General features: G+C 70.4%; 15 protein-coding genes and 1 tRNA gene. 5 read left to right on the forward strand and 11 right to left on the reverse strand.

Features of this window, described 5'->3' with window-relative positions; genetic code table 11:
* Positions 1–19 precede the first annotated feature (19 nt).
* Entirely contained in the window at positions 20–1351 is a 1332-nt protein-coding gene (locus tag ABD140_RS08750; protein ID WP_344238679.1) for a hypothetical protein, read from the forward strand.
* A 142-nt stretch (positions 1352–1493) separates the two neighbouring features.
* The gene (locus ABD140_RS08755; protein WP_344238681.1) at positions 1494–2246 is read left to right on the forward strand and encodes a L,D-transpeptidase family protein; all 753 of its coding nucleotides are present in this window, start codon (positions 1494–1496) and stop codon (positions 2244–2246) included.
* Positions 2247–2666: 420 nt separating this feature from the next.
* Here ABD140_RS08755 and ABD140_RS08760 read toward each other — a convergent pair whose 3' ends face one another.
* The 7 genes from ABD140_RS08760 to ABD140_RS08790 form a co-directional block, all read right to left on the reverse strand.
* Entirely contained in the window at positions 2667–3989 is a 1323-nt protein-coding gene (locus tag ABD140_RS08760) for a sensor histidine kinase (protein ID WP_344238683.1), read from the reverse strand.
* A 162-nt stretch (positions 3990–4151) separates the two neighbouring features.
* Positions 4152–5906 (reverse strand): arginine--tRNA ligase, encoded by a 1755-nt coding sequence (argS, locus tag ABD140_RS08765; RefSeq protein WP_344238685.1) that lies wholly within the window; start codon positions 5904–5906, stop codon positions 4152–4154.
* Positions 5907–5993: 87 nt separating this feature from the next.
* Positions 5994–7028 carry a phosphate acyltransferase PlsX gene (gene plsX / locus ABD140_RS08770; RefSeq protein ID WP_425544094.1) on the reverse strand — a complete coding sequence of 345 codons (1035 nt, stop codon included), beginning with the start codon at positions 7026–7028 and terminating at the stop codon, positions 5994–5996.
* 45 nt (positions 7029–7073) lie between these two features.
* Positions 7074–7505 carry a hypothetical protein gene (locus tag ABD140_RS08775; protein ID WP_344238689.1) on the reverse strand — a complete coding sequence of 144 codons (432 nt, stop codon included), beginning with the start codon at positions 7503–7505 and terminating at the stop codon, positions 7074–7076.
* Between the two features lie 220 nt (positions 7506–7725).
* Positions 7726–8238 carry a YbhB/YbcL family Raf kinase inhibitor-like protein gene (locus tag ABD140_RS08780; protein WP_344238691.1) on the reverse strand — a complete coding sequence of 171 codons (513 nt, stop codon included), beginning with the start codon at positions 8236–8238 and terminating at the stop codon, positions 7726–7728.
* Positions 8239–8286: 48 nt separating this feature from the next.
* Positions 8287–9099: an ABC transporter ATP-binding protein gene (locus ABD140_RS08785; RefSeq protein ID WP_425544086.1), complete on the reverse strand. Its 813-nt coding sequence runs from the start codon at positions 9097–9099 to the stop codon at positions 8287–8289.
* The gene (locus ABD140_RS08790; RefSeq protein WP_425544095.1) at positions 9092–9982 is read right to left on the reverse strand and encodes an ABC transporter permease; all 891 of its coding nucleotides are present in this window, start codon (positions 9980–9982) and stop codon (positions 9092–9094) included. The genes ABD140_RS08785 and ABD140_RS08790 overlap by 8 nt, the downstream gene beginning before the upstream one ends.
* 313 nt (positions 9983–10295) lie before the next feature.
* Between ABD140_RS08790 and proS the strand changes: the two genes are divergently transcribed.
* Positions 10296–11744 carry a proline--tRNA ligase gene (gene proS, locus ABD140_RS08795; protein WP_344238695.1) on the forward strand — a complete coding sequence of 483 codons (1449 nt, stop codon included), beginning with the start codon at positions 10296–10298 and terminating at the stop codon, positions 11742–11744.
* 58 nt (positions 11745–11802) lie between these two features.
* Here proS and ABD140_RS08800 read toward each other — a convergent pair whose 3' ends face one another.
* The 3 genes from ABD140_RS08800 to ABD140_RS08810 all read right to left on the reverse strand — a co-directional run bounded on the left by ABD140_RS08800 (position 11803) and on the right by ABD140_RS08810 (position 15955).
* A complete protein-coding gene (locus tag ABD140_RS08800) occupies positions 11803–13434 on the reverse strand; it encodes an alpha/beta hydrolase (RefSeq protein WP_344238697.1) in 1632 nt (543 codons plus the stop codon).
* A gap of 67 nt (positions 13435–13501) precedes the next feature.
* On the reverse strand, positions 13502–15133 hold the full coding sequence (locus tag ABD140_RS08805; protein WP_344238699.1) for an alpha/beta hydrolase: 1632 nt from the start codon (positions 15131–15133) through the stop codon (positions 13502–13504).
* Positions 15134–15358: 225 nt separating this feature from the next.
* Entirely contained in the window at positions 15359–15955 is a 597-nt protein-coding gene (locus tag ABD140_RS08810; protein WP_344238701.1) for a sigma-70 family RNA polymerase sigma factor, read from the reverse strand.
* A gap of 261 nt (positions 15956–16216) precedes the next feature.
* Between ABD140_RS08810 and ABD140_RS08815 the strand changes: the two genes are divergently transcribed.
* A complete protein-coding gene (locus ABD140_RS08815; protein WP_344238703.1) occupies positions 16217–17062 on the forward strand; it encodes a helix-turn-helix domain-containing protein in 846 nt (281 codons plus the stop codon).
* Positions 17063–17405: 343 nt separating this feature from the next.
* Here ABD140_RS08815 and ABD140_RS08820 read toward each other — a convergent pair.
* Positions 17406–17478: transfer RNA gene (locus tag ABD140_RS08820), tRNA-Arg, on the reverse strand.
* Positions 17479–18157: 679 nt separating this feature from the next.
* Here ABD140_RS08820 and ABD140_RS08825 point away from each other — a divergent pair.
* Positions 18158–19564, forward strand: a complete 1407-nt coding sequence (locus ABD140_RS08825; RefSeq protein ID WP_344238705.1) for a sulfatase-like hydrolase/transferase — start codon at positions 18158–18160, stop codon at positions 19562–19564.
* The last annotated feature ends 337 nt before the right edge of the window (positions 19565–19901 follow it).

Raw genomic sequence — 19901 nt, forward strand, 5'->3', positions numbered from 1 at the left:
ACTACGGGGGGATGGATCAGTGCCTACCAAAACGACAACGCGTGCGGCCTCTCGCCGTAGTACCGCGAAGAGCCGCACCCCGGCCGCCAAGAAGACGACCGGCAGGAAGTCCACGACCACGGCGAAGAGCACGGGCGCCAAGCGCGCGCCCGCCAAGCGGACCAGTGCCGCTGCCACGACCGGGACCCGGGTCACCACGCGGACGGCGGCGTCGAAGACCCGTCCGGCCGCGCGCAGGACCACCGCAGCCAAGCCCGCGACCCGTGCGGCGTCACGCACGACGGCGTCGCGGACCGGCACGACGGGCCGCGCCACCGGCACGGCCTCGCGCACCGGTACGCGGACGGCTGCGGCCAAGGGCACCACCCCGGCCAAGGCGGCGACCAAGGTCAACTCGGCGGCGAGCAAGATGACGACCGCCACCACCAAGATGACCGCGGCCGCCACCAAGGCGGGGACCTCGGCCAAGTCCATGAACGCGGCGATGACCGCGATGAAGAACGCGACCAAGTCGATGGCGACCGCCGCCAAGGCGATGTCGGACGCGGCCAAGGTGCTCAAGACGGTGAAGGCGCCCGCGGCTGCGGCCGCCGCCAAGCCGGCGGCACGGCGCACCACCACGAGCCGCGCCGCCACCGGGACCACGGCGCGCAAGCCCGCCACCCGGCGGGCCGGCACCGCGACGGGCACCCGCACCAGCGCGGCCCGCAGGTCGACGACCGGCAGGACCACCGCGACCACCCGCGCCGCGGGCACCCGCTCCACCGGTACCCGCGCCACGGGCACCCGGGCGACGGGCACCCGCGCCACCGGCACCCGCGCGGGCTCGACCGGTACGCGCTCCACCGGTACCCGCGCGGCGGGCTCGACCGGCACCCGGGCGACCGGCACCCGTGCGACGGGAACGCGCTCGACGGGGACCCGGTCCACCGGTACCCGGGCTACGGGGACCCGCTCCACCGGGACGCGGTCGTCCTCCACGGGGACGCGTTCGTCCTCCGCCGGGACGCGGTCGAACGGGGCGAAGGCGACCGGATCCCGCGCGGCGGGCACCCGTTCGACCGGTACCCGGGCGACGAGCAGCCGCTCCACCGGGACGGCCCGCAAGTCGGCGGCCAAGCCCGCCACCCGCCGTTCGACGGGGACCAGCCGCACCACGGGGAAGGCGGCGGCCGAACCGGTCGCCGAGACCCCCGCGGTGCGCCGGCCCGCGGAGCGGGGCACCATGCCCGCCATGGAGCGCGCTCCGGAGCCGTACCAGAGCGGGGAGGGCCGGTCCGAGTCCGGCTCGTCCCGCGGCGAGGAGGCGGAGCACAAGTCGGGACTGGCCGGCCTGTTCAGCCGGCTCTGACCGCGCACGCTCCGGGCCCCTTCCCCGTTCCGGGGGAGGGGCCCTGCGCATGTCGATCGATCCCCCCGGCCCGGGTCATCATTCGCCGAAACCGCGGGTCGCGACGGGGCGCACGGTGTACGGGCGACTACCGTGAGCTACCATGCGCCTCGCTCTCGCCGTCACCGGTCCCGCGCTCCTCCTGCTGCCGCTCGTGCCCGGCCAGGCCTCGGCCCGGGACGAGCTGCTGCCCGCCCTCACCCGCACGGTGCGCTACAAGGACTACAACCAGGACGTCCAGATCCTCCAGGAGCACCTGAGGCGCCAGGGGTACTCGCCCGGCCCGGTCAACGGCTACTACGGGGACGAGACCAAGACGGCGGTCTGGACGTTCCAGAAGGTCAACGGGCTCCGCCCCCTCATGCGGGTGGACGAGCGCACCCGCGACGCGCTCTTCGCCCCCGTCCGGGTCCGCCCCCTGGTCAAGGGCGCGCCGGGCCGCAGGATCGAGATCGACCTGCGCCGCAGGCTGCTCGTGGTGTGGAAGCGGCACCGCCCGGTGCTGGTCACCCACGTCTCCACCGGCGCCGACACCAGCTACTGCGACCACGGCGTCTGCGGCTACGCCCGCACCCCCGTGGGCGACTTCCGCGTCACCCGCCGCATCAGGGGCTGGCACACCGGCCGCCTGGGCGCCATGTACTACCCCGCCTTCTTCCACGGCGGTGTGGCCCTGCACGGCTCCCTGAGCGTCCCCCGCGCCAAGGCCTCCCACGGCTGCGTCCGCATCCCCATGCACGTGGCCCGCAAGATCTACCGCCAGGCCAAGGTCGGCACCCCCGTCTACGTCCGCAAACCCGCCAAACCCGCCAAGCGCGCGAAGCACACCAAGCACGCGAAGCACAGAAGATCCTGACCCACCGAACCCGCCGAACCCGCCGAACCCACCGAACCCGCCGAACCCACCGAACCCGCAGAACCCGCAGAACCCGCGGAGCCTGCGGAGTTTGCCGAGCCCCTGGAGCTTGCGGAGCCCGCCGGGCCCGCCGGGCCCACCGCGCCCGCCGAATCCGCGGAGCCCGCAGAGTCTGCCGAGCCCGCGGAGCCTGCCGAACCTGCGGAGCTTGCCGAGCCCGCCGAGCCCGCCGAGCCTGCGGAGACCGCGGAGCTTGCGGAGACCGCGGAGCCTGCCGGGCCCACCGCGCCCGCCGAATCCGCGGAGCTCGTCGAGCCTGCGGAGCCCGCAGAGTCTGCCGAGCCCGCGGAACCCGTCGAACCTGAGCGCGTTCGGGTCGGTGTGCGGGTGTGCGGGTGTGCGGGTGTGCGGGTGTGCGGGTCAGCGGGCTAGGGGGAGGCGGACGATGAAGCGGGCGCCTTCGGGGCTGTCGGCCACGCGTACGTCGCCCCGGTGGGAGTGGGCGATCTCGCGGACGATCGCGAGGCCGAGGCCGGTGCCGCCGGTGTCCTTGTTGCGGGAGGCGTCCAGGCGGGTGAAGCGGTCGAAGACCGCCTCGCGCATGGGGGGCGGGATGCGGTCGCCGTCGTTGTAGACCTCCAGGACGGCGCGGTCGCCCTCGGCGCGCACCCGCACGTCGATGGTCTTCTCGGCGTGGCGCTGGGCGTTGTCGAGCAGGTTGTTGACCAGCCGGGTGAGGTGCAGGACGTGGCAGTACACCTCGGCGGGCGCGGCCTCGACGGTGATGCGCGGGTCCTCGGGCCGCCGCGCGATCTCCGTCCGCACCAGCTCGGCCAGGTCGACGCGCTTGCCCCGCGCCGAGGCGCCCGCGTCCAGGCGGGCGAGCTGCAGCAGGTCGTCCACCAGCGCCTGGAGCCGGTCCAGGCTGCCCGACAGCTTCTCGGCGGTGACGGGCCAGTCGGCCTCGTCCGGGTACATCATGGCCTCGTCCAGTTCGGCGCGCATCGCGGTGATCGGGGCGCGCAGGTCGTGGGAGGCGTTGGAGGTGAACTCCTTCTCCTTGCGCAGCGACTCGTCGAGCCGGTCGAGCGCCTCGTTGGCGGAGACGGCCAGGGCGCGCAGCTCGTCGTCGTGCCTGGGAAGCGCTATACGGCGCCCTGAGACGTCGCCGCCGGTCGCCATCAGCCCGATCCGCATCGCCTCCCTGCGGATGTCGTTGACGGGTTTGAGGGCCCGGGAGACGGTACGGGCGGTGCCGATCGCGGTGAGGCCGATGAGGAGCCCGCAGGCGGACATCAGCAGCAGGAAGAAGCGCATGTCGACGTACCAGGGGATGACGGGGGCGAAGGCGTAGACGAACCAGTCGCCCTCCGGCTCGTACACCCGGAACACGACGATGATCGCGCAGTCGGGGAAGGCGGGCAGCGCGCACTCGATCCGGCCGGCCCGGGTGCTCTCCTCGGGCGGGACCAGCGTGGAGATGCGGGTCGCCGACCCCAGGTTGCCCGTCCCCGCGACCGCCCTGCCGCGGGCGTCGACCACCTGGATGCCGTGCAGCCAGGCCAGCTCGTCGTCCCGCCGGATCTGCTGGGGCAGGACGTCGCGCTTGATGTCGCGCACGATCCGCAGCGCGGCGGTGGTGGTGCGCTCGATCTGGTAGTTCGTCGCCTGGGTGCGGATCGCCATCAGCGCCAGGACCGAGGTGCCCAGCGTCAGGAAGGTCATGACCGAGGTGGCGATCACGGTCAGCCGGGTCCTGATGGACCAGCCTTGGAACACCACACCCCCCAGGTCGCCTGCAGCGTCTGGGGGGTGTCAGCGATTCTAGGGCCTGTCCGCGGGGAACTCACCGGTGATCGCGGAGACAGGCCGTCGTCGTACGGCGCCGGTGGGGGGACCGGCGGCTCACATGCGTTCGGGCACCTTGATCCCGAGCAGTCCCAGACCCGTGACCAGCGTGTTCAGCGCCAGCGCGCAGATCGCCAGCCGCGGCCCGCGCACCTCGTCGGGCACCGGGCCGTCCGGGCCCTTGACCACCGGGCAGTTCTCGTAGAAGCCGGTGAGCGCGTCGGCGACCCCGTAGAGGTAGGCGGCCAGCTTGTGCGGGGCCACCTCCTCGATGAGGGCGTCGATCGCCGCGCCGAAGCCCAGCAGGTGCAGCACCAGCGCGCGCTCGGCCGGGTGCGTGATGGTGATCGGGCCGGTGGCCGCCGCGGGGTCGGCGCCGGCCAGCCGGAAGATCGACCGGATCCGGGCGGCGGCGTACTGGAGGTACGGGCCGGTGTTGCCGGTCAGCGAGAGCATCCGGTCGAAGTCGAAGACGTACTCGCTGTCGCGGGCCACCGACAGGTCGGCGTACTTGATCGCGCCGGTGCCCACCGCGTGCGCGATCTCCGCTTGCGTGGCGGCGTCGTACCCGCGCTCGGCGATGACCTGGGCGGCCCGCTCCACGCCCTCGGCCAGCAGGTCGGCCAGCTTGAGCGGCTTGCCCGACCGGGTGCGCAGGATCTTGCCGTCGGTGCCCAGCACGTTGCCGATCCCGGCGTGGAACGGCTCGGTGTGCTCCAGCCAGCCGGCCTTGCGGGCGGTCTCGAAGACCATCTTCAGGTGCAGCGACTGCGGGATGCCGATCACGTAGACGACGCGGTCGGCGTGCAGCTTCTGCGCCCGGTGGCGCAGCGCCGCCAGGTCGGTGGTGCCGTAGCCGTAGCCGCCGTCGCTCTTGCGGATGATCAGCGGCAGCGGCTTGCCCTCGCGGCCGGTGAAGCCGTCCAGGAAGACGCACAGCGCGCCGTCGTCGACCACCGCCAGGCCCTTGGCCTCCAGCTCGTCGCACACGTCGGCGAGCAGGTCGTTGTAGGTGCTCTCCCCGGCCAGGTCGTCGTCGGTGAGCGTGATGTCCAGCTCGTGGTAGATCTTGTTGAAGTACGCCTTGGACATCTCGACCAGGCGCCGCCAGATGGCCAGCGTCTCGGCGTCGCCGGCCTGCAGCGCCACGACCCGGGCGCGGGCCCGGGTGGCGAAGTCGCCGTGCCCCTCGCCCTTCTCGGAGGCGTCGAACTTGGCGCGCGCCGCCTGGTAGAAGACGTTGGGGTCGGTCTCCAGCTCCCGCTGCGCCTCGGCCTCGCCGACCTCCAGCAGGTGCTCGATGAGCATGCCGAAGGGGGTGCCCCAGTCGCCGATGTGGTTCTGCCGGATCACCCTGTGCCCGCGGAACTCCGCGGTGCGGGCGAAGGCGTCGCCCACCACGGTGGTGCGCAGGTGGCCGACGTGCATCTCCTTGGCCACGTTGGGCGCGGAGTAGTCCACCGGGATGGTCTGCGGCCGGTCGGTCAGCGGCACGCCCGCCCGCTCGTCGCCCACCAGCGGGGACGCCTGTCCGGCGATCCACTCGTCGGACAGGGTCAGGTTGACGAAGCCGGGCCCGGAGACCTCGACCTTCGCGCAGATGCCCTCGACGTCCAGGGCCGCCACCAGGTCCTGAGCCACGTCGCGCGGCGGCCGTCGCAGCTTCTTCGACAGCGGCAGGGCCACGTTGGCCTGCAGGTCGGCGAACTGGGACGGCCGGATGACCGGGTCGGTACCGGCGAACTCGACGCCGAAAGCGGCGGAGATCGCGGCCTGCACCCGGGCGGCGAGCACGAGTTGTGGATCGGACATGCACCAAGGTTATCGGTCGCCCCGCCTGGGCTCGACTCGTTATCCACAGGCCGACGCCCGCCCGGCGGCGTGTCGAGGGCGTCGTCTTCAGGCGGGGTTGCCGCCCGGGGCGGGTTCGGTCGGGGGCTTGCGGGTGAAGATCGAGGGGATGGAGGGCTTGGCGGAGGCGCCGAGCTGCTCCTTCACGCGGTCGATCAGCTTGCCCCGGGAGAGGTCGTAGGCGAGCTTGCAGGCGGCCGCGATGCCGCGGGCGCGGGAGGCGCCGTGCGCGATGACGACGGCGCCGTTCAGGCCCAGGAGGACGCCGCCGCCGTAGGTCTCGCTGTCGAACCGGGAGGTCAGCGCGGTCAGCTCCCTGCGCTGCAGGGCGGCGCCGAGCTTGGCGGTGCGGCTGGAGGTCAGCGCCTGGCGCAGCTCGGCGGCGGCGACCCGCAGGGCGCCCTCCATCGTCTTGAGCGCCACGTTGCCGGTGAAGCCGTCGGTGACGACCACCTCGGCGCGGCCCAGCAGCAGGTCGTGGCCCTCGACGTTGCCGGCGAACTCCAGGGCGGAGGCGGCGAGCAGCTCGTGCGCCTTCTTCACCAGCTTGTTGCCCTTGGCCGACTCCGAGCCGATGCTCAGCAGCCCCACCCGGGGCCGGGGGACGTCCAGCAGGATCTGGGCGTAGGCGGTGCCGAGCATCGCGAACTGCAGCAGCATCTCGGGTTTGGCGTCGGCGGTCGCGCCGGCGTCCAGCAGGATCGTCGGGCGCGGCAGGGTCGGCAGGGCCACCGCGATCGCCGGGCGCACGATGCCGTGCTGGCTCTTCAGCCGCACCGCCGAGGTGGCCACCACCCCGGCGGTGGAGCCCGCCGACACCAGCGCCCCCGCCTTGCCGTGCTTGATCAGCTCGCACCCGATCGCCACCGTGGAGCGGGGCTTGCGCCAGGACGCCAGCGCCCCCTCGCCCATCTCCAGCGCCTGGTCGGTGTGCACGATGGGGATCCGCCCCGCCGCGTCGTGCTCGGCCAGCAGGGTCCGCAGCCGCCGGGCGGGCCCCACCAGGATGAGCGGTACGTCATGGTCGCGGACCGCGCTGACCGCGCCCGCCACCGCCTCCCGCGGCGCGTGGTCGCCCCCCATGCAGTCCAGCACCACCGGCAGCAACGGATCTCCTTCTCCTGACGGTCAGTCGCCCTTGCAGTCTGCACCCAGGCAGCTGGCGTTCTTCACCAGAGGCTCGCCCGCCACCAGGATCGTGTAGTACTCGGCCTTGCGCTCGGGCAGCGCGGAGCCGAACACCTGGACCTGCTGCCGGTCGGTGGTGGTGCCCGTACAGCGCACCAGCAGCCTGCTCAGATCGGCCTCGGGCATGTTCTGGCATGTCAGAGGCTGGGCGAGCTGCTTGCCGCGCGCGGTCAGCTCGGCCTTGGCGTCGGCGGGAAGGCCCTTCAGCAGCTCGGCCTGCGTCTGGTAGCGCAGCCCCCCGCCCCGCGACAGGACCACCGCGATGGCGGCGCCCAGCCCGGCGAAGATCGCGACGGCGATGGCGGCGATGAGGATCTTCTTGTTCTTCACGCCCTGAACGTCGCCTGCGGTGCGGCGGACCACACGCGACACCAGGCCGCTTTCCCCGAACTTGACCTCGGCCCCGCCCCCTTTTGGCGGGCGGCGGGCAGGCACCGGCCGATAGCGGATTAGTAGCGGCGCGGTGCATGGTGTGGTGACCTGTTTCGTCACCTTGCAGCCGGGTCGGAAGAGGAAGGTTCACGGGCGCGCGCCTCGGGGTGAACAGCTGACCGCGATGGGCCGGGGCGGGCGCCCGTGAACGCGAGCGCGGTCAGACGCCGTAGGTGGCGACGATGAAGGCGCGGGCGAGGGTGTGCGCGGTGATGTTGAAGCCCGCCTGGGCCGCCGGCGCGTCGGCCGGGACCCCCAAGGACGGGACGTCCAGGGCGTGCACGGCGAACACGTACCGGTGGGGGGCGCCGGGCGGCGGGCCGGCCCCGCCGAAGGCGTTGTCGCCGTAGTCGTTGCGCCCCTGGACGCCGATCTCGTCGTCGGCGCCGACACCCGCGGCGAGCTCCGTCACGTGCGCCGGGACGTCCCACAGCAGCCAGTGCCAGAAGCCGCTGCCGGTGGGCGCGTCGGGGTCGTAGACGGTGACGGCGAAGCTCCGGGTCCCGGCGGGGAAGCCGGACCAGGCCAGGTGGGGGGAGATGTTCTGGCCGGAGTGCCCCCAGCTGTCGAACACCTGCGCCTGGGAGAGCGTGCCGCCGTCGGTCACGTCCTTGCTGGTGAGGGTGAACGAGGGGACTTCCGGCAGGAAGTCGTACGGAAGAGGTGCGGGCATAGAAAGGGCCTCCATCGACCGACCGGTGATGGAGGCCACTTTAGTGACTCACTTGTTGATCGCCTCGTTGTACGCGGCGATCACTTCCTTGGGGTCCCCGTCCATGACGAGCCTGCCGTCGTCCAGCCACAGCACGCGGTTGCAGGTCTCCTCGACCACGTCGAGCTGGTGGGCGACGAGGAAGACCGCGCCGGCGTCCTTGCGCAGCTGCTCGATCTTGGCCTTGCTGCGCCGCCGGAACTTGGCGTCGCCGGTGGCCAGCGCCTCGTCGATGAGCAGCACGTCGTGGGTGCGCGCCGAGGCGATCGCGAAGCGCAGCCGTGCCCCCATGCCCGAGGAGTACGTGCGCATCGGGTACTTGATGAAGCCCTTCTTCAGCCCCGAGAAGTTGACGATCTGCTGGTACTTGGCCTTGACCTCCTCGGGGCTCATGCCCATGGCCAGGCAGCCCAGCACGATGTTGCGCTCGCCGGTGAGGTCCTTCATCAGCGCCGCGCCCACGCCCAGCAGGGAGGGCTGGCCGTCGGTGAACACCCCTCCGGAGTGCGGCGGCAGCAGGCCGGCGATCGCCTTGAGCAGGGTGGACTTGCCCGAGCCGTTGGTGCCGATGACACCGATGGCGTCGCCCTTGTAGGCGACGAACGACACGCCCTTGACCGCGTGGACGGTGGTGGTCTGCGGCCGGTCCTTGCGGCGCAGGACGCGCGCCAGGGCGGTCGCCCCCGAGCCCTTCTCCTTGGCCGCGCCGTACACCTTGTAGACGATGTGCAGGTCGTCGACGACCACGATCGGCTGCCTGGTGTAGTCGATGACGACGGGAGGCGGGGTCACGGCCAGGACCCGTTCCTGTGTCTCAGCCACGTCCGTACCTCTCCTCGGCGCGGTAGAACCAGTAGAAGCCGCCGACGAAGACGACCAGGGCCCAGGCCACGGCGTAGACCCACAGGAGACCGGGGTTGGCCATGGCCACCTGCGGGTCCGTCTGCGCCACGTACGAGGGGATCATGGCCTGCCGGGCCAGCTCGACGTAGACGTAGCCGGGGTTGGCCTCCATCAGCGTCAGGATCCACCCGTTGTCCCGCACCGTCTCCGAACGCTCGGCGAGGCTGGCCACGGGGAAGATCACGCCGGAGATGTAGAGCCAGGTGCGCAGCACGAACGGCAGGAGCTGGGTGATGTCCCGGGTGAACGCGCCGAGCCGGGCCACGACCATGCTGAGGCCGACGTTGAACAGCAGCTGGAGCAGGATCACCGGCACCAGCAGCAGCCAGGTGACGGCGGGTGCGACACCGCAGGCCAGCACCAGCAGCACCAGCACGATCAGGGAGATCAGCAGCTGCTGCAGCTGCACCGAGGTGTAGGCCAGCGGCAGCGTGGCCCTGGGGAAGTGCAGCGCCCGTACCAGCGGCAGGTGCCCGCCCACCGCTTTGGCGCTGGTGGTGAGGGACTGCTGGGTGAAGGTGAAGACGAAGACCCCGGTGATCAGCCAGGGGACGTAGTCGTCGATGCCCTTGTGCAGTTCCAGCAGCAGGCCGAAGATCACGAAGTAGACGCCCGCGTTGAGCAGCGGGGTGAGTACCTGCCAGATCTGGCCTAGTTTGGACGAGGTGTACATCGCCGCCCTCTTGGAGGAGGCGAACGTCCAGATGAAATGCCGACGGTCCCAGACTTTTCTGATGTACTGCCCGAGCGGAGGACGGGCGGAACTCTGGGTCAGGCCGTGTCGAGCGGCGAAGGCAGCCAGTGACTCGCCGGACTTCCCTTGCGGTGCGGGGGGTGCGGTGAGACTGCCGGCCGGGCCGCTTCCGGGCCGTTCCGGGTGACTCATGGCGCTGAGCCTATTGCAGGCGCAGCCGCGCACGGGACATTCATCGACATGTGATCAGTTCCTCTTCGATCTCTCTTTCGGGCCGCGCCCCGCCCGCCCATACCCTACTATAAAGGTAGGTTTATTGGGGAAGGGCCGGAGGACCCGTCCCGCCACATGAAACCACCGCGCGCCGCCCTCATGCCCCGCGGAGCCGTTCCCGCGCTTCCGCGGACGGTAGCCTTGGCGCGTGAGTCGAGAAGGTGTAACTCCTCAGTCTGAAGATTTCTCCGCCTGGTACAACGAGGTCGTCGTCCGGGCGCAGCTCGTCGACCGCGGCCCGGTGCGCGGGACGATGGTGATCCGGCCGTACGGCTACCGGATCTGGGAGCTGCTCCAGGGCGACCTCGACGCCAAGATCAAGGACGCCGGGCACGAGAACGCCTGCTTCCCCATGTTCATCCCCGAGTCCTACCTCAAGCGCGAGGCCGAGCACGTCGAGGGCTTCTCGCCGGAGCTGGCCGTGGTCACCCACGCCGGCGGCAAGGAGCTGGAGGAGCCGCTGGTCGTGCGGCCCACCTCCGAGACGGTCATCGGCGAGTACATGGCCAAGTGGATCGACTCACACCGCGATCTGCCGCTGCTGCTCAACCAGTGGGCCAACGTCGTGCGCTGGGAGATGCGCCCCCGCATGTTCCTGCGCACCACCGAGTTCCTCTGGCAGGAGGGCCACACCGCGCACGTCGACGAGGACGACGCCATGCGCGAGACCCTCTGGGCGCTGGACGCCTACGAGAAGGTCGCCCGCGACCTGGCCGCCATGCCCGTCGTCCCCGGCGAGAAGACCCCGGGCGAGCGGTTCGCCGGCGCCGAGCGCACCTACACGATCGAGGGCATGATGCGCGACGGGCGCGCCCTGCAGGCGGGCACGTCGCACTACCTGGGCACCAACTTCGCCAAGGCCTTCGAGATCGACTACCAGGACGCCGACGGCGACCTGGTGCTGGCGCACACCACGTCCTGGGGCATGAGCACCCGCATGATCGGCGGCGTCATCATGACGCACGGCGACGACAAGGGCCTGGTGCTGCCGCCGCGGCTCGCCCCCTACCAGGTGGTGATCGTCCCGCTGGGCCGCAAGGAGCAGGCCGAGACCACCGCCGCCAAGGCCCACGAGGTCGCCGCCGAGCTGAAGGCCGCGGGCGTGCGCGTCCACGTCGACGACAAGCGGCCCCAGCTGACGCCGGGCTTCAAGTTCAACGACTGGGAGATGCGCGGCGTCCCGCTCCGCCTGGAGCTGGGCATGCGCGACATCGACAACGGCGTGGTCACCCTCGCCCGGCGCCTGCCCACCGAGGAGGGCCAGGGCAAGGAGACGATCCCGTTCGGCGAGGTCGCCGCCCGCATCCCCGGCCTCCTGGAGGACTTCCAGGCGTTCCTGCTGCGCCGCGCCGAGGAGTTCCGCGACTCCCACACCCGCGCCGTGGACTCCTGGGACGACTTCGCGGCCCAGGTCTCCCAGGGCTGGGCCCTGGCCCTGCACTGCGGCCGCACGGCCTGCGAGGACGACATCAAGGCCGAGACGGCGGCCACCCCGCGCTGCATCCCGGCCGCGGGCGAGGCCGACTCCGGCGTCTGCGTGCGCTGCGGCGAGCCCTCCGCCTACGGCAAGCGCGTGATCTTCGGCAAGTCGTACTGATCCCGAACGCGACGAGAGGGGCCCGTTCCCACGGGCCCCTCTTCGCATACCGTCCGGGTCAGCCGCGCCCGGCCTCGGCCAGCTCAGCGGCCCGCAGGACGGGATTGACCGGCCGTTCGCGCTCGCGCGCCGTGCGCAGGGGAGTGGGCATCGGCCTGCCCGAGCAGGACAGGTCCTTCTTCGGGTAGACGCCGTCGATGAGGTACTTCTCGACGATGGCGTTCACACACGGGTTGTCGCCGGCGTAGAGGGCGTGGTCGCCTTCGTTCCTGACGGTGACCAGCCGCGAGTTCCTATAGGCCTTGTGCGCCCGGAGGGCACCGCCGTACCAGGTCGAGGGATCGCCCACGGAATGGATCATGAGTACCTTCGGCAGGCCGCGCCCGGTGGGACGGGGCAGCTTGAGCTGCCCGGAGGACCGCTTCCAGTGCACGCACGCGTCGAAGATCCGGGCGTAACCCAGCAGCGGATACTTCGGCCCCGTCCGTCCGGAGTAGGCGGCGATCTCCTCCGGCGTGCGCGTGGTCGGCGTGTCGTTGCAGCCGATGTTCTCGAAGGTGGGCGCCTGCCCGGCGTACGGGTCCTGTGCCCTCCGCGCCATCCGGGCGTCGCCGGCGTTCGCGGCCTCGGAGAGGTCCGCCAGGAAACCCGCCAGGTACTCGAAGGAGTACTTGGAGTACAGCGAAGCGAGGATCTCCCGGTCCATGCCGGGGGGAGAGAAGTCCCAACGTTCGCCGTCGTAGTCCACGTACTCGACCGTGCCCGCCTTGGCGACGGCGGCGCGGATCCTCTCGTAGGACGCGATGACGGCCTTCTGGGACGTCCCCAGACCGTAGGTGCCGTCATGGTGGGCGGCCCAGCGGGCGAACGTCTCGAACCGCTTCTGGAACGCCTTGGGCTGGGCGTCCCAGGTCGCTTCCCAGTCGGCCGTGAAGTCGACGACGGAGTCGAGGACGAAGCGTCCGGTGTGCTTGGGCCACTTGCGGGCGTAGTAGGCGCCGAGCCAGGTGCCCGCGGAGTAGCCGATCCAGTGGATCTTGTTGACCTTGCGGTTGTCGGAGGTCTTGAGGTTGCGGCGGATCCATTCCAGGTCGTAGACGGTCTGCGCGGTCGTCACGTACTTGGAGGGGAGACGCTTGTTGCCGCTGTTCTGGCAGGCTTTGGCGAACTTCTCGCTCCAGGCGAGCATCGCCTTGACGTTGCCCGCACTGCGGTTGCGGGGGTCCAGGGATGGGCCGTAGACCTTTTTGCAGGACGCCTGAGTGCTGTAGCCGGTGCCGCGGACGTCGATGCCGATGACATCCATGGAGTCGAGCAACCGATTGCGACCCGCGTCGACGAAGGCCAGAGGAAGCGCCCAGCCGGTGTCCCCGGGGCCGCCGGGATTGGTGAACACCACGCCGCGGGGCTTCTTGCGGGCCTTGAGGCGGCTGATGTGCAGGTTGATCTTCTTGCCGTTCGGCTTCTTCCAGTCCAGCGGTGCCTTGAGAGTGGTGCACTCTATGCGCTGGTAGGCGGCTTTCACTTTGCGTTCGTAGCAGGGTTCCCACTTGAGATTCTTGACGGCCAGACGCTGGACCGCGGTCCGTGCAGAGTCCTCGGTACGGCTGGGGAGGGCCGACGAGGCAGGGGTGAAGGCGACGAGGGAGAGCAGCGTCACCGTGGCCGTGGCCAGGGCGGGACGGCGCATGGGGGGTCCTCCGGGGAAAAGAATGGGAGGGCCCGCGAGGGCCCTCCCATCAGGTGAAGCGGTCTTCTCAGTTCTTGGTCAGCTTGCTGAGCTCTTCGAGGCTCCGCAGCGGGTCGAACTGCCGGGCGGCGCGGGCGTCGGCCCCGCCGGGGACGGGGAGCGGCAGGCCCTGGCAGGACTTGTCGCCCTTGGGGTAGACGCCGTCGATCAGGTACTTGTCGACGGTGTTGTCCACGCAGGCGTTGCCGCGGCCGTAGATGGCGTGGTCGCCCTCGTTCCTGACGGTGACCAGGCGCGAGTTCTTGTACCGCTTGTGCGCCCTGATGGCCTCGCCGTAGGGCGTGGCCGGGTCACCGACGGACTGGACCAGGAGCAGCTTGGGCAGGCCGCGTCCGGCGGGACGGGGCAGCTTGAGCTGTCCGGAGGGCCGCTTCCACTGCGAGCAGGGGTTGCCGATCTGGCCGTAGCCGAGCAGCGGGTAGCGGGCGCCGTTCTTCTTGGTCCAGGCGGCGTGCTGGGCGGGCTTGCGGCCGAACGCGGTGTCGTTGCAGGTGATGTTGATGTACGTCGGAGTCTCGCCCGCGTCGGGGTCGAAGGCCGCAGGAAGGCGCTTGGAACGGGAACGGGCCTGGGCTTCGAGGGTGACCATGCTCAGGAAGTCCAGGGTCTGCGCCAAGGGGACGAAGTCGTTCTTGGAGTAGATGTTCTGGCCGATGAGGTTGTCGAGGTCGGTGGCGTAGAAGTTCACGCTCGTGCCGTTGGAGTCGGTGATCCGGATCCTGCCCGACCTGGCGATCGCCTTGCGGATCCGCTCGTACCGGTTGACGACGGCCTTCTGCGAGGTGCCGAGCCCGTAAAGGGCGTTGTACTCGGCCGCCCAGCGGGCGAACGTCCCGAACCGCTTCTGGAACGCCTTGGGCTGGGAGTCGTCGGAGACCCGCCAGCTCGACGTGAAGTCGACGACGGAGTCGAGGACGAAGCGTCCGGTGTGCTTGGGCCACTTGCGGGCGTAGTAGGCGCCGAGCCAGGTGCCCGCGGAGTAGCCGATCCAGTGGATCTTGTTGACCTTGCGGTTGTCGGAGGTCTTGAGGTTGCGGCGGATCCATTCCAGGTCGTAGACGGTCTGCGCGGTCGTCACGTACTTGGAGGGGAGGCGCTTGTTGCCGCTGTTCTGGCAGGCCTTGGCGAACTTCTTCGCCTCCTTGAGCAGCCGCTTGGTGTTGGCGGCGCTGCGGTTGCGGGGGTCCAGGTACGGGCCGTAGACCCTCTTGCAGGACGCCTGGGTGCTGTAGCCGGTGCCGCGGACGTCGATGCCGATGACGTCCATGGAGTCGAGCAGCCGGTTGCGCTGCCCGTCGACGAGCATGAGGGGGGTCGACCAGCCGGCGCCGCCGGGGCCGCCGGGGTTGGTGAACACCACGCCCTTGGCCTGCTGCAGCGCCTTGAGGCGGCTGATGTGCAGGTTGATCTTCTTGCCGTTCGGCTTCTTCCAGTCCAGGGGCGCCTTGAGGGTGGCGCACTCCAGGCGGGCGTACTCGGGGGCGGGGGGCTGCTCGAAGCAGGGCTCCCACCGGATGTCCTTGATGGCGATTCGCTGCGCCGGGTCGCTGGACTCCGCGGGGAGTGCCGACGAGGCAGGGGCGAAGGCCACCAGCGAGAGCATCGTCACCGTGGCCGTGACCAGGGCACGACGGCGCATGTGTTCCTCCTCGGAACGTGGAGAGAGGCTCCGGACGCAGGCCGGAGCCTCTCTGCTCACAGGATCGTGAGGAGGATCTTACGGGTAAAACGGGCATAAAAGAGCAGTTCCCCAAATCTTACGAAGAGGCCCGGCCATCCCTTTTCTGGGATGGCCGGGCCTCTTCGAGAAGTGGATCAGGTGCCCCGTGCCGTGCCGCCGATGCCCCGAATCGCGCCGCGCGGGTCACGCCGCGCGGGCGGTCGGGACGTGTGGTCGGTGGTCGGAGAGCGCCTCGCGCAGCTGCTTGCGGCCCCGGTGGAGGCGGGACATCACCGTCCCGATGGGGGTGCCCATCATCTCGGCGATCTCCTTGTAGGCGTAGCCCTCGACGTCCGCGAGGTAGACGGCGTTGCGGAACTCCTCGGGCAGTGCGCGCAGGGCGGCCACCACGTCGTCGTCGGGAATGCGGTCCAGCGCCTCGTGCTCGGCCGAGCGCAGGCCCGAGACCGCCGACTCGGCCTGGGCCAGCTGCCACTCCTCCAGCTCGTCGGAGCCGGTGCGCTGCGGCTCCCGCTGCTTCTTGCGGTAGGCGTTGATGAAATTGTTCGTGAGGATGCGGTGCAGCCAGGCCTTGAGGTTGGTGCCCTCCTGGAACTGGTGGAAGTTCACGTACGCCTTGGTGAGGGTCTCCTGGACGAGGTCCTCGGCGTCGGCGCTGTTGCGCGTCATCCGGACGGCGCTGGCGTAGAGCGGATCGGCCAGGGGCAGGACCTCACGCTCGTAGCGCGCGGTGGCCCGCTCGGCGGCCGCGGCTCTCCGGGTCGACTCGATGGTGGTCATCATCCCTCCTCCGCACCGGCTGCCGGTCGCTTGGGGCAGGAGTCAAATCCAGTCCAGCACGAGCTACCGTGATTTCCTACAAACGGGTGGTAAAACCGTGAAGTGAGTGACTTAACAGTCAAACCGCCACAGTCATGGTCGGTTCTCTCCTGATAACGAATGATGGACGAATACGGGTTCCATGGACTCGATCACACTCCGTTCGCTACCCTTGCCCACTGACCGTGCACCTGCACGTGCAGTCCAGGAGGGTGCTGATCGATGAGTTCCGGCTCGATGACCGGCCGGATGCAACTGGGTTCCCGGCTCCGTGGGCTGCGGGAGGCCAGGGGCATCACGCGTGCCGACGCCGGCTACGCCATCCGCGCCTCCGAATCCAAGATCAGCCGTCTGGAGCTGGGGCGGGTCGGCTCCAAGATCCGTGACATCGAGGACCTCCTGGCCCTGTACGGCGTCACCGACCCCGACCGGATCGCCGAGATCATGGACCTGGCGGCCGAGGCCAACCGCCCCGGCTGGTGGCAGCCCTACAACGACCTGCTCCCCGCCTGGTTCGCCACCTACCTGGGCCTGGAGGAGGCGGTCACCCGGCTGCGCACCTACAGCGCCCAGTTCGTCCCCGAACTCCTGCAGACCGAGGAGTACGCCCGCGCCCTCCTGGCGTCCGCCCACCCCGGCGTCCGCACGGCCGAGCTCGACCGCCGCGTCGAGATCACCCTGTCCCGCCAGCGCGCCTTCTTCCGCCCCGGCGGCCCCCGCCTGTGGGCGGTCCTGGACGAGTCGGTCCTGCACCGCGCCGTCGGCGACGCGGGCGTCCACCGCCGCCAGCTGGAGCACCTCCTCACCCTGAAGGCCGTCACCCTCCAGGTCCTGCCCTTCTCCGCCGGCGAGCACCCCGCCCAGTCCGGCGCCTTCGCCCTCCTGCGCTTCCCCCAGCGCGAGCTCGGCGACATCGCCTACGTCCAGTCCCTGGCCGGCTCCACCCACCACGAGAAGCGCGAGGAGGTCGACATCCACCTCCAGGCCATGGAATACCTCTGCGTCGCCGCCCACCCGCCGGAAACCTCCGCCGAGCTCATCACCGCCCTGCTCCGCCGCTCCTCCTGAGCCCGGTTTTTTCGCTCCGCCGCTCCTCCTGGCCCCGGGGGCCTTCCGGGCTCTGGGCGTTCTGTCGTCGCTCCCGGCTTTGAGCACCCTGTGCCGTTCCCGACTCGGGCGTCCTGCCGTCGTGCGCGGCTCCGAACATCCTGCGCGACCTGCGCGGTTCCCGGCGATGAACGGCTGCCGTCGTGCGCGGCTCAGGGCGTGGCTCGTCGCTGTCCGTGCTTCGGCTCAGGTCTTCGCACGCTCTTCAGGCGGTCTGGGCGGAAGCCGGTGACGAGAAGCCGGTGACGACGGGTCTCGGGAAACGAAAAGACCGGTCGCGGAACGCGACCGGTCTTGCGCACTGCGGCCCCGAGAGGATTCGAACCTCCGACACACGGTTTAGGAAACCGTTGCTCTATCCCCTGAGCTACGGGGCCTCAACGACGCCAAAGCCTACTGGACCCGAGCCCGCCACGTCCTCTCCGGGGAGATCGCTCCGGGAGCCTTCCGTGACGCGCCACTCGGCCTCCGGCTCCGCGACCCCGCTAGATTACCGCTTCCCGCGCCCTGATGCCCTCCCATAACCCCATCTCCGCCGTCCGCGGCCCTCCCGACCACCCGTCTCCCGTCCACGGAGCTGTTCGGAAGCTGTCACAGGCGCCGTACGAATGGCAGCACAGCCCGCTCGGACATCCCACTTCCCTGTCAACCCCCTTTGTCAAAATGGCCTGCGGAACCGCCCTGCTCCCGATGTCGAACCCGAACGGGTGCTCCGGCCGGGTGGCGAACGCCTCAGGGCGCGTTGCCGGCCGGTGGGCCGGAGCGCTGCGGCCCGCGGTGGATGCGAGAAGTGCCCCGGCGGAGCGGGCGGGGGCTGGGGGCGTACCGACACGACACCGGCCCGGACGCTGCACGGACGGGATCGCCCGGCCAGGGGGCCGCGCGGACGGTTCCGTTCGGCCTGGAGGTTTCACGGGCGGGGCCGGGCTTCCCGAACCGCCTTCCCGAGTTGTCGAAAACATACCTAAAAACTGGGGATTGTCCTAGAGGGGTTGACGATGGAGCGTTCCCGGCTGTCTACTGCGTTGCCAACTATTCCTACCTGAGAGGTTTAATATGAGCGCGTCGTTGTCGCGGCGTTCCTTCGCCGGGCTCGTCGGAGCGGGGACGGCCGGGACGGTCCTGACCGGTACCGCCGCTTTCGGCTCGCCGTCCGACCCGCGGGGTGACGAGAAGGCGTTCCGGGCGCTCGGCCGCAGACCGAAGAAGCAGCCGAACATCCTGGTGATCATCGCTGACGACCTGGGCGCCTCCGACCTGTCCGCCTACGGCTCCCCGCACATCAAGACGCCCCACCTGGACAGGCTCGCCGCCCAAGGCGTCCGTTTCACCCAGGCGTACTCCGGTTCGTCGACCTGCTCGCCCACCCGTTTCTCGCTCTACACCGGCCGCTACCCCGGACGCCTGGCGGGCGGCCTGCTGGAGCCGATCAACGCCAAGGGCGTCGGTCTTCCCCCCGAGCACCCGACCCTGGCGTCCCTGCTGAAGAAGGCGGGCTACGACACCGCCCTCATCGGCAAGTGGCACGCCGGCTTCCTGCCGGACTTCAGCCCGACCAAGTCCGGTTGGGACCTGTTCTTCGGCAACTTCGCCGGAGGCCTCGACTACTTCTCCAAGATCAACACGCAGGGCGAGTACGACTTGTACGAAGGCGACGCCACCTACCAGGACCTGCGCTACTACACCGACATCCTCACCGAGCGCGCCGTGGACTACGTCCGCGGCGACCACGACCGCCCCTGGCTGCTCAACCTCAACTTCACCACCCCCCACTGGCCGTGGGAGACCAGGGACGACAAGGAGGTCAGCGACCGGCTCACCGCGAAGATCGCGTCCGGCGCCAACCCCACCCGGGTGCTGCTCCACAACGACGGCGGCTCCCTGGAGACCTACACGCGCATGGTCGAGTCCCTCGACACCGCCGTCGGCAAGGTCCTGGACGCCCTGCGCCGCAGCGGCCAGGAGAACGACACCGTCGTCCTGTTCTCCAGCGACAACGGCGGCGAGCGCTTCTCCTACAACTGGCCGCTCACCGGCGCCAAGTCCAGCCTCCACGAAGGCGGCATCCGCGTGCCCAACATCCTGCGCTGGCCCGGCGCCATCGCCCCCCGCCAGTACAGCGACCTGCCGGTCTTCAGCCCCGACTGGACCGCCACCCTCCTGGAGTTCGGCGGCGCCGCCCCCGCCCCCACCCACCCCCTGGACGGCGAGAACCTCGCCGGCCACCTCCTCCGCGGCGAGGAACTCCCCGAACGCGACCTCTTCTGGCGCACCCGCGGCTACCGGGCCCTACGCCGCGGAGACTGGAAGTACTTCCGCGGCGCCACCGGCACCGACCAGCTGTTCAACCTCGCCGTGGACGAACGCGAACAACACGACTACGCCACCACCGAGCCCACCCGCCTGTCCGACCTGAAGTCCGCCTGGGAAAAGGTCAACACCACCCTCCTGCCCTACTCCTGACTCCCAACCCCCGCCCCGCCCGCCCCCGCCCAAGCCCTCACCCGGCCATTCGCCCCCGACCGCCTGTCCGGCAGTCCGTGTGGGCATTTGCCCGCCTGGGACTACCCGGCCAATTGGTCACCCGCCCCCGACCGCCTGTCCGGCAGTCCGGCAGTCCGGCAGTCCGGCAGTCCGGCAGTCCGCGTGGACATTTGCTCGCCTGGTACCACCTGGCCAATTGGTCACCCACCCCTGACTGCCTGTCCGGCAAGCCCGCGTGCCCACTCGGCCACCCGGCCACCCGGCCACCCGGCCACCCGGCCAATTGGCCATCCGCCCCGACTACCTGCTTGGCAAG

Origin of the sequence: Actinocorallia libanotica, from assembly GCF_039525175.1 — a bacterium.
In the GTDB taxonomy this organism is placed as follows: domain Bacteria; phylum Actinomycetota; class Actinomycetes; order Streptosporangiales; family Streptosporangiaceae; genus Actinocorallia; species Actinocorallia libanotica.